The sequence below is a fragment of the Hymenobacter sp. H14-R3 genome (assembly GCF_030063445.1).
Lineage (GTDB): Bacteria > Bacteroidota > Bacteroidia > Cytophagales > Hymenobacteraceae > Hymenobacter.
Genome location: NZ_JASITD010000050.1, coordinates 1,637 through 11,375 on the forward strand (window position 1 = coordinate 1,637; position 9,739 = coordinate 11,375).

At 56.1% G+C, this 9,739-nt stretch carries 8 protein-coding genes; 7 read left to right on the forward strand and 1 reads right to left on the reverse strand.

Annotation, left to right across the window (positions count from 1 at the left end):
• A partial coding sequence (locus QMK33_RS22900; RefSeq protein ID WP_283566954.1) for an AlbA family DNA-binding domain-containing protein occupies positions 1 to 899 on the reverse strand: 899 nt, incomplete at its 3' end.
• Between the two features lie 211 nt (positions 900 to 1,110).
• On the opposite strand from QMK33_RS22900, the gene QMK33_RS22905 reads away from it, so the two are divergent.
• The 7 genes from QMK33_RS22905 to QMK33_RS22935 form a co-directional block, all read left to right on the forward strand.
• On the forward strand, positions 1,111 to 2,025 hold the full coding sequence (locus QMK33_RS22905) for a helix-turn-helix transcriptional regulator (protein ID WP_283566955.1): 915 nt from the start codon (positions 1,111 to 1,113) through the stop codon (positions 2,023 to 2,025).
• A 530-nt stretch (positions 2,026 to 2,555) separates the two neighbouring features.
• A complete protein-coding gene (locus QMK33_RS22910) occupies positions 2,556 to 4,502 on the forward strand; it encodes a TM1802 family CRISPR-associated protein (RefSeq protein WP_283566956.1) in 1,947 nt (648 codons plus the stop codon).
• 26 nt (positions 4,503 to 4,528) lie between these two features.
• Positions 4,529 to 5,527 (forward strand): type I-B CRISPR-associated protein Cas7/Csh2, encoded by a 999-nt coding sequence (gene cas7b / locus QMK33_RS22915; RefSeq protein WP_283566957.1) that lies wholly within the window; start codon positions 4,529 to 4,531, stop codon positions 5,525 to 5,527.
• Positions 5,527 to 6,294, forward strand: coding sequence for a CRISPR-associated protein Cas5 (cas5, locus tag QMK33_RS22920; protein ID WP_283566958.1), 768 nt, complete (start codon positions 5,527 to 5,529; stop codon positions 6,292 to 6,294). Before cas7b ends, cas5 begins: the two co-directional genes overlap by 1 nt.
• The gene (gene cas3 / locus QMK33_RS22925; protein WP_283566959.1) at positions 6,291 to 8,744 is read left to right on the forward strand and encodes a CRISPR-associated helicase Cas3'; all 2,454 of its coding nucleotides are present in this window, start codon (positions 6,291 to 6,293) and stop codon (positions 8,742 to 8,744) included. Before cas5 ends, cas3 begins: the two co-directional genes overlap by 4 nt.
• Positions 8,734 to 9,411, forward strand: coding sequence for a CRISPR-associated endonuclease Cas6 (locus QMK33_RS22930; RefSeq protein ID WP_283566960.1), 678 nt, complete (start codon positions 8,734 to 8,736; stop codon positions 9,409 to 9,411). The genes cas3 and QMK33_RS22930 overlap by 11 nt, the downstream gene beginning before the upstream one ends.
• Before the next feature lie 61 nt (positions 9,412 to 9,472).
• Positions 9,473 to 9,739 (forward strand): CRISPR-associated endonuclease Cas1 (locus tag QMK33_RS22935; RefSeq protein ID WP_283566961.1); only part of this gene is annotated, 267 nt, incomplete at its 3' end.

The window sequence follows — 9,739 nt, forward strand, 5'->3', positions numbered from 1 at the left end:
TTCGTATACTCCCGGTGCACCAGAATGTTAGCCACCACCTCGCGGAAGATTTTGTCGCGCAGGCTAATGCTGGTGGTGCCCTCCAAGTAGAAAGGGTCGGGTAGGTGCTTCTGCACGAAGCCCATGAGTTGCTCGTAGGTGTCAATCAGGTTGGTGCGGATATCCAGGCGGTCGTCGTAGCGCTGCAGGTCGTGACGACGTAGCAACGCGTCTACCCGAAAATGCGGCACCACCTGGCTGATGAGCTCATCGCGGCCGAGCAACAACGCGGCGGCCAGCGTATAGCCTGGCTGGCCCGTCTGCTGGTCGCGCTGGTAGAGGCCGGCTTTAACCAGCAGCTGGTGGTTATCCAGCGCGAGCCACGGGTGGGCCGGGTTGCGGCTGGCCAGCAGCTGGCGGACTTTGGGAAATAAATCGGCGCGCAGCTCCTCGAAACGCAGGTGGGGATAAACGGTATTTTCGGTATAGAACAGGCGCTTACGATTGTAGAGCGCGGCCAACCGAGCGGGGTCCGTGACGCGAAAATCACCGTCTTCGCTCCGGTCGTACACCACGCCCCGCGTGCGGTGCAGCTGCGAGTCGGCGGGCACCTGCACGCAGATAATTTCTTTGCCATCTACCTGCACCTGCGTGGGAAAGAGTACGCAGGGCGGTTCCAGCTTTTCCGGAGTATTGGACAGGTTAACCAGGTTGGTTTTGAGATTCTGCACGGCCGCCGGTTGCACCCCACTGACTGTCCCGTCATCCTCGACGCCGAGCAGAATGGTACCCCCGTCGCGGTTGAGAAAGGCACAGGCCGTTTCGAAGAAGTTGGCAGGCAGCGCGTGGTCAGCCTCCTTGAATTCCACCTGTAGGCCTTCGCCCTGAGCCAGCAGGCGGCGCACTTGGTCAATGGTCATAGCGCGAGTAACTAGCTGGGCAAAGAGTTAAGAACTCGCAAATTACCACTGGTAATGGGGAGCGGAATGGCCCAATTCTACTGCGGGCGACTAAGCGAGAGGCTGCGCCACGAATAGGTACTGAAAGCAACAGCCCATATCCTTCTCGGTCAGTATCACTAGCCGATTTTGCTAGATGCGCTAATAGCTATTGTGGCTCGAATGCTTATCATTGAGCTTTGCTACCTTTTCGATGATTGAGCAAGCCAAACTACTACGCGTGTTTACGTTGATTCGCCTGCTCAAGCAGCAGCCGGGCCGCACCTTACCAGAGCTGGCGCAGGCTTTCGACTGCCATCCGCGTACCATTACCCGCTACCTGGCCTTGCTGGAAGAAATCGGGTACTTTATTGACGAGGATGCCCAGCGTCGCAAGTTTATTTTCGAACCCGAACCCGATAAGCAGTCCTATTTCTCCCTGGAGGAAAGTGGGGTGATGCGCCAGGCATTAGCCGCGCTTGATATGGAAAGCCCGCTGGGGGAAAGCCTGCGCCGCAAGCTCTATCTGACTTCTGAGCTGATTCCGCTGGCAGATGAATTGTTGGACCTACACCAGGGACGCGTGGTGCAGCAACTGGTCAAGGCTATTAAAGACCGCTGCCGGGTGCGGCTGCTGCGTTACCAGTCGCCGCACTCCAGCACGGTGCGCGACCGCGAAGTAGAGCCTCTGGCCCTCACAGACAACTATGCCCAGCTAAGCGCAGTGGAAGTCGCGAGCGGCCAGTTGCGCACCTACAAAATCCGGCGCATAGAAGCCATTGAGGTACTGGCCACGCCGTGCGACCATCCCGCTTCGGAAGAGCACCTGGATATGTTTGGCATGACTGGCCCGGCCTGGCTCCCAGTGACGCTCCGTCTGACCGCGCGGGCCTACCGCCTGCTGGTAGAAGAGCACGCCGCGGCCCGCTCCTTCGTACTGCCCGACCCAGTGCCCGCGTCGGACCTGGGCTACTGGTTTCGGGGCGAAGTCCGCAGCTACCTGGGCATCGGCCGCTTTGTATTGGGCCTGCCTACGGAGGTGGAAGTAGTTGAACCATTGGATTTTCGGGAATTTTTGCGGGAGAAGGTAGGGCGGGCCCGGTGGTAATGTTTCGATAAATAAGTTGAGAGGTTCAAAATACTGCATACCTTTGGTCATCATTGAGTAAAAAATTTTGTTACCCGTCTTCGCCTAGTATAAAGACTCCGCTAAAAGAGGATTGAAATTACTACGCGAATTGGGGAAACACTGCTTAGTGTAGTTCCGAGAAAATACGGATTGAAGGTCAAAAAGGGCAGCACATGGATTCCTAGGCCCGGTGCTGCCCTAATAATCAAAGAAACCCGCTTTAACCAATCCCTCTGATGAACTACAAAGATAAGTTTACCCAGTTGCATTCAGCAGCTATCCCTGTCGGGGCCCTATTCAATCGTTTTGTGATGCCCAGCCAGTGCAATGCCTGCTGCGGATATCCTGAAATTGACCGTTGCGAGCGAACCTCGCGGTTTCCCATGTGCGAAATCTGCTCCCACCTTATCTGTGAAGAGTAATCAGCGTCAGCTATTTCAAGACAAATGGAACGGTGGACACAAGCTGTCCTGCTGATCAAGATACATTTGATTAAACTCTGACCTGATATGCTACAAACCTTATTAAAGCTGGGCCAGCAAGGCGAACGCCACTTAGGCGAGTGGGACGACTTGCTCAAAGTGCCCATTGTGGAGACTCAAAACAAGAAAGGTGATGCTATTACTAGCTATTGCCTACCTGTTCGCTTTGACTTGGATGCTGGGGAAGTGAGCCTCGGTGACTTCTCAGAATACGGGCCGGATAGTGTGCGGCAATGGTTCAACCTAGCAGTAGCTGGGGGGAATAATCCGTCGATTTACGTGTGCGTAGACGGGCGCAAAAATATGGGCCAGTTTACCAAGACGTTTTTTGGAAAGAGCGCCTCCGCTGATAAAGGTGAATTGCTGGCGGAGTTAGCAAAGTATCCCGGCCTCCAGGATACGGCACTGGCGGAAGTACTACGGCAGCTATTCTCACTGCGTGAAGCATACCTGCCGCTGGTAGCAAATGAAAAGGGAGAAATCACCCTACGGCAGCTTCTTGAAGGCCGGAAGCTAACCGCAACTCAACAGGTAGTGCTGGTCTATGCCCAGGTTAAGGCAACTGCGTTAGGCATCCCGGCCTTTACCCCTATTGTACAGGTACTTGAAGGGGAAATGCAGGCCATAGCGGGTTATCCAGAGTTTATCAAGGCGCGCTTCAAGCCCGTGCGGGCGGCGGGCGGCGCGGCCCGTCTGTGCCACGCCTCGGGCCAGCAACGCGACGATGTGAGTGAGCTTGCCATTGCCAGCCGTTATAGCCTCAACAGCATGTTCGTGAAAACAACGCTACACTATGCGCCACTATTCGCCAAAAACGATTTTGTCCAAAACTACCAAGTGAGTGATGCTGCCCAGGTACTACTGGAACGTGGTTCCAAGATGCTGCTTGATGGCTACAAAGTGCGCATCGCCGGCGTCGACCATCTGTTGCTACCCAAGTTGCTCAGCACTGACCATACCCCCGTGGAAAGTACGTTACCGCGCCTAAATCGCAAAGCCGACATGCTTTTCCAGTTTCAAAAGAAGCTGACGGCCACCATTGACCAATTGGAGGAAGAAGACCCGGACGTGTACTGGATTACTTTCCTGGGGTTTGAATCGGATGGCAATTTCTTCAAAACCATCAACCTGATTGAGGACGTCAGCCAAACCTATTTTTCTCAGTTGCTGGCCGCGTTTCAGCAACTGGATTCAGCGTGGCGACAAGCTCCCGAACTACCGTGGGAGCACTTAATGGGCCCGTTACGCTTCAACTTATTCACGGTGTACAGCCTAGTGCCCGTGCGGAAGGACAAGGAAAAGCGTAACGCCGCACTGCTGCTGTTCAAGCAAATTCTGGAGCGCCGGCCGATTGCCCGCCGGGCCCTATTTGAGCATTTCCGGGACTTGGTGCTTTGCCACCGCTACCGGCGCTATGCGGCCTACGGCAACATATACGACAACAATGCCAATGATAAGCTAACAGCCGCGCAGGCATTCGATTTCGCGGTTCGCAACTCGGTATATCAGTACCTGGCCCTCTTTGCTATTCTCACCCAATTTCACCTGTTAGCTGACATGGACGAACCCCAAATTACCCTGCCGGAAACGGAGGCCGTGGAGCCGATAAAAGAACTGTCGGAATACCAGCAAAAAGTAGAAATTTTTTTCCAGCGCACGAATTATACGCCAGCGCAGAAGGCCTTGTTTTATCTGGGCCGGGCCCTGAATACGGTAGCTTACGAGCAGTTCCGCAAAGGCTACGAATCGAAACCAGTGCTCAACAAGCTGAACTACTCGGGCATGGATAAGCAGGCTATCGTCCGGCTGCGCAATGACTTGGCCGATAAATCCCGACAGTTTAATCTGCATCGGTTCCTCGAACCCTTGCTAGCCAGCTTTCACCGCTATTTTGAAGAAGTGAACGATTGGAAGATGGTGCCGGAGGAGGCCCTGTTTTTCATCCTGTCGGGCTACACTTTCGCCACGAAATAATTATTCCCACTTTCTCCCTTAGCGTCATGCCTTTACTTCAACGCAACTCCGACTTTCTCTACCTCTACGACGCCACGCAGTGCAATCCCAACGGCGACCCCGATCAGGAAAATAAGCCCCGGATGGATTATGACACCGATACTAACCTGGTGACCGACACGCGGGTAAAGCGCTACATTCGCGACTACTTGAAGGCTACCGGCCACGCTATTTTCGTGGATGGCGAAGATGGGGCGAAGGTCAGTCCCGCTTCCAAGTTGCAGGCAGTGGTGGGCCGATTAGTAGCAGATGCGGCCGAGATGGATAGCCTGTTTGCCGAAAAACCGGAACTGCGGGCGCATTTGCAGCAGCTGATAGACGCCGAAAAGGCCCCGGATAAAGTATTTAAGAAGCTGCAAAGCAAGGAAAACCGGACCTTAAGTCTCTACCTACTGGCGCAACTGGTGAAGCTACAGTTTGTCGATATCCGCCTCTTTGGCAGTGCCTTTGCTGTCGAAGGCTTCAACCGGGCTTACACCGGCCCCGTGCAGCTCAACTGGGGCTATTCACTCAACCGCGTGAAGCTGGTCGAGTCGAGTACCATCGCTTCCACCATGAATGATGATAACGGTACCTTCGGCAAGGATTACCGGGTGCACTACAGTCTGCTGGCGTTCAATGGCAGCATCAACCGCTACGCCGCCCAGACTTCGGGTCTGACGGACGAAGACGTTACGCTATTCCGTCAGGCACTGTGGGATAGCATTCCCGCGCTACCCACCCGCTCCAAGCTTAACCAGTACCCCAAGCTGTATGTGGAAGTAGTATATAAGGACGGCGTGGCTAATGGCCAACTGAGCGACCTGCGCGGCTACGTGCAAACGACGGCCAAAACCGACGATGAAAAAGCCGTGCGCCGCCTCGATGACCTGACCGTAGACCTGTCGGCCCTAGCGCGCGCCATTGCCGAAAATGATGCGGTAGATTACGCCATCGTGCGCACCGGGGCCGGCCTGACGTTTGATAACCCCAAACCCCGCGCCTGATGCAGGCCCTGGTGTTTGACCTGGTGGGGAAGATGGCACACTTCCGAAAATACTACGCCAACAATACGGCCATGAGCTTCAGCGTGCCGCCGCGCACCACGCTCATGGGCGTGCTGGCGGCCATGTTGGGCCTGCCCCGCGACAGCTACTACGAAGCGCTGGGAGGCCAGTACCTGCGCGTGGGCGTAGGGGTACGCTCGCCCCTCAAGAAGAGCTTTCACCGACTCAATTTTTTGAAAGTGGAGGCCAGCCGAGACCTGGATGGCTCGAAAGGGCATATTCAGCTCCCCTTCGAAATCGTCACGGGCTACGACCTAACTCGTGACTTGGTGCGCTACCGGGTATACGTGGCTCCTACGGGGAGTGGCCAGCCAGTATTTGACCAGCTGGTCGGGCAGTTGATGACTAGTGGGGGACCACACTTTGCCTTATCGCTCGGCACCGCCAACTTTTCGGCCACGCTCGAAAACGTGCGGCTGCACCAGCAAGCCCGCGTGGCTACCAGCCAGGAAGTACAGGAATTCCATTCCACCGTGCCCACCGACCGCATCCAGTACCTGCCATCTACCCTGACCGGCGGGGTGGCTTTGTCGCTGGAAGAAGAACTACTACCCGCTGATTTTAAGGGCGACTACCAGCGCGAACTTGTCGCCATGAACCGGGTGCTATTCAGCACCGATGGCCAACCGCTCCGGGCGCAAGTCACAGGTGAATACCTGGAGCTTCACGAATACGGCGAAACGCAGCGGCTGCTGTTCCTGGAATGAAGACCTACTACTCGCACAGCACGACGCATAACGGGCACCGCAACGGGTCCAAACTGCTGCGCCACCACGTTGCCGGCGTGGGTGACAAGGCCAACAAAGCCTTCTTCGCCGGGCACACTTTCCCCGAAGCATCGGCCATTGCCGAATTAGTGGCGCGTATCTGCCAGCTCCACGACCTGGGCAAGTACACGCCTCATTTTCAGCATTATCTATTGGATGATGGGCCTTTTGAGACGGAATTGAAGCAGCACGCCAAATTCGGGGCCTACGCCCTCTATAACTGGTACCGCAGTGAAGGCCGCGACTGGCTGGGCCTGCTGGCCTGTTATCTGGTGGTGCACCATCACAAAAGCTTGTCAGACCTGAGCGAGTTTCGCCAGTTGGTAACGGAAACAGAAGGGCATGTCGACGTTTTCACCCGCCAACTAAGGAGCTTACAGGCGGAACTGGCGGTGGCACTGGCAGATGGCGGATTGGACCAGGTGAGTCCTTTCCTCTTTTTTCCGGATAAAAAGCCTTTCCAGCGGCTCATCAGCCGCTATTTAGGCGAAGACGAAGCGCCACAGAGCCCACGCTGGTATTTTCTGCTGAACTACGCCTTTTCACTGCTGACGGAAGCCGATAAGCTGGATGCTTCTGATACGGTACCCTACGTGCGCCAGCCGTTGCTAACGCAGTCGGTAGAAAACCGGCTGGGTAAGGCGCATTATCAACCGGAAACGGACCTGGCTACCCTTTCCCAGAACGAGCTACGGGGCTGGGTTCGCGGCCAGGTACTCCAGGCCCTCGACCAACCCGAAATCCAGCAGCAGCGGCTCTTTACGCTGACGGCCCCTACGGGCATCGGTAAAACGTTGACAGCCCTGGATTTTACGCTTCGGCTGCGCGACCAGATTCAGGCTACCGAGGGCTACTTACCACAGATTATCTACGGGCTGCCCTTCATCAATATCATTGAGCAGGCTATCTCGGAATACGAGAAAACCCTCGGTACCCGCGTACTGGCGCATTATCAATACGCTGATGCACTGGAGCAACTAAAGGACCGGCGCAACCCCGGTGGACCGGAGGAAAATGCCGCATACAACCAGCAGCGTATGTTAGTTGATACCTGGCAGGGCGACGTGGTTATTACCTCATTTGTACAGCTGCTGCAAACCCTCATTGGCAACCGCAATAAGCTACTACTTAAATTCAACCACCTTGCGGGTAGTATTATCATTCTCGATGAGGTACAGACTTTGCAGTTAGGCCAGCTGCCACTGGTGGGCGCGGCGTTCTATTACCTGACCAAGTACCTGAACGCTCGCGTACTGCTAATGACCGCCACCAAGCCGCTCACGTTTCAACTGGCTTTCCAGGTGTTGTTGAAGGCGGAAAAAGAGCCGGAGCCCGTGGTGCAGGAGTTGCTACCAGACTACGAGCGGGTTTTTGCCACTTTCCAGCGCACGCAACTGGTATCGCTGCTTACGCAGCCGCTGGCCGATGAGGCGGCCTTTATGGAGGGCGTTTTTGCGGTGCATTGGCAGCCCAACCAATCCGGTCTGCTGGTTTGTAATCTGGTACGGCGTTCCGTACAGGTGTACGAGGCGGTGCAGGAATACCTGCTGGACCAAGAATTGGATAACCCGCTGTATTACCTGTCAACCAACGTCGTGCCGGTCAGCCGGATGGGGATTATTCAACAAATCAAGGTAGACCTGCGGTCGGGTAAAAAGCCCTTACTCGTCGCCACGCAAGTGGTGGAAGCCGGGGTGGACCTGGATTTTGACATGGGCTTCCGGGACCTGGGTCCGATTGCCTCACTCGTTCAGGTAGCGGGACGTATCAACCGTGAAAACGACGTAGCCCGCGCCCTATCACCGCTTTACATCGTGGATTTTGGGGACTGTGAGAAGATTTACGATAAAATCACCACGCAGCAATCCCGCCGTGCCCTGGAAGAATTTTCCGCCAATGGGCAGCGGCCCATTCCCGAGCCGGAGTACCTGGCCCTGGTCAGTCGCTATTTTGAAGCCACCGCCGCCAACACCGGGTTTGCCGAGTCGAGAGCAATTTTTGCCAGCATGAAGGCCTTAAACTATGATAACCGCGAGGACCAGAAACGCCCCGTTTCGTCGTTTCGCATTATCAACGATAACGGGCTGGCGCGGTCCGTCTTTATCGAGCTGGACGCGAAGGCACGGGAAGTGCGCGCGCAATTTAAACGACTGCTGTACAAGCAAATCACGGTGGCCGAATTTGAGCCTTATAAGCGCGATTTTAACCAGCGGATTGTATCCGTGCCGGGCTACTTACTGAAAGTGCAGGAGTTGGAGCAAGCCGGAGAATCCAATCGCCTCTGCGAGGGGCTTTACGCTGTCAATCATCATGAGCTATCCGAATACTACCATCCCGTCACCGGCTTCCGCCGCGACGCCGAGCCCCAAAATCAGCACCTTGCGCTCTGATACCCTGCCGCTGACCACTATTACGTTCCCCGAAATCAACCTTCAGCCGCGCGATGCGCACAAGCTGCGGGGCTATTTCGGGGAGTTGTTTCGGGAGCACTCGCCCCTGCTACACAACCACTATGAGGATGGTACCTATCGGCAGCAGTACCCATTGGTACAGTATAAGGTGCTGGACGGCACGCCGACGCTGGTCGGGCTGGGCGACGGGGCTAACTTATTGGTGCAGCTGTTTCTGCACATCCGGGAGCTGGCTATTGACGGGCGGCACTATTCGGTGCACGCCAAGCACATCGTGCATCAGCCGGCCCCCATTGGGTGCTGCGCGGAGTTGCACCGCTACCGTTTCGCCACGCGCTGGATGCCGCTGAATCAGGAAAATCACCGCGAATACCAGCAGTTGGACCCCGCCGGGCGGCGGGCGCAGCTCACCCGCATTCTCACCAACAACCTGGTGGCCCTGCTCAAGGCCGCCGGAGCCTACGGTCCGGATTTGCCGCGCCTGCTCGTGCACCTAGCCCTGGGGGAGCCGGTGGTTACGCAGTTCAAAAACCAGCCCATGCTGGGCTTTGGGGGCGAATTCGTTGCTAACGTTCTCGTGCCCGATGGCCTAGGACTGGGCAAATCCGTCGCCCGGGGCTTCGGGGCCGTGCAACGAGTGGACTGACTACCTTTCCTACTTCCAGGGCGGACACTCGCCCGGCCGTTCATCTGCTTATCAGGGACCTATGCATCTGCACATCAACACCTACGGCACGTACGTGCACGTCAAGGACGAGACGTTTGAGATTCGCCAGAAGAACGAGCAGGGCGTGGTCGAGAAAAAGCAGTTCGCGGCCCACAAGGTGACGGGCATTGTGATGACGACTGGTTCGGCCCTGAGCACCGATGCCATCCGACTGGCGATGCAGCACAACGTGGACCTGCTGTTCGTGGAGCACGATGGCGACCCCATTGCCCGCAGCTGGCACTGCAAGCTGGGCAGCCCCACCCAA

Coding starts and splice junctions, on each gene's coding strand:
- QMK33_RS22910 (WP_283566956.1), top strand. CDS start 2,556: ATGCTACAAACCTTATTAAAGCTGGGCCAGCAAGGCGAACGCCACTTA.
- cas7b (WP_283566957.1), top strand. CDS start 4,529: ATGCCTTTACTTCAACGCAACTCCGACTTTCTCTACCTCTACGACGCC.
- cas5 (WP_283566958.1), top strand. CDS start 5,527: ATGCAGGCCCTGGTGTTTGACCTGGTGGGGAAGATGGCACACTTCCGA.
- cas3 (WP_283566959.1), top strand. CDS start 6,291: ATGAAGACCTACTACTCGCACAGCACGACGCATAACGGGCACCGCAAC.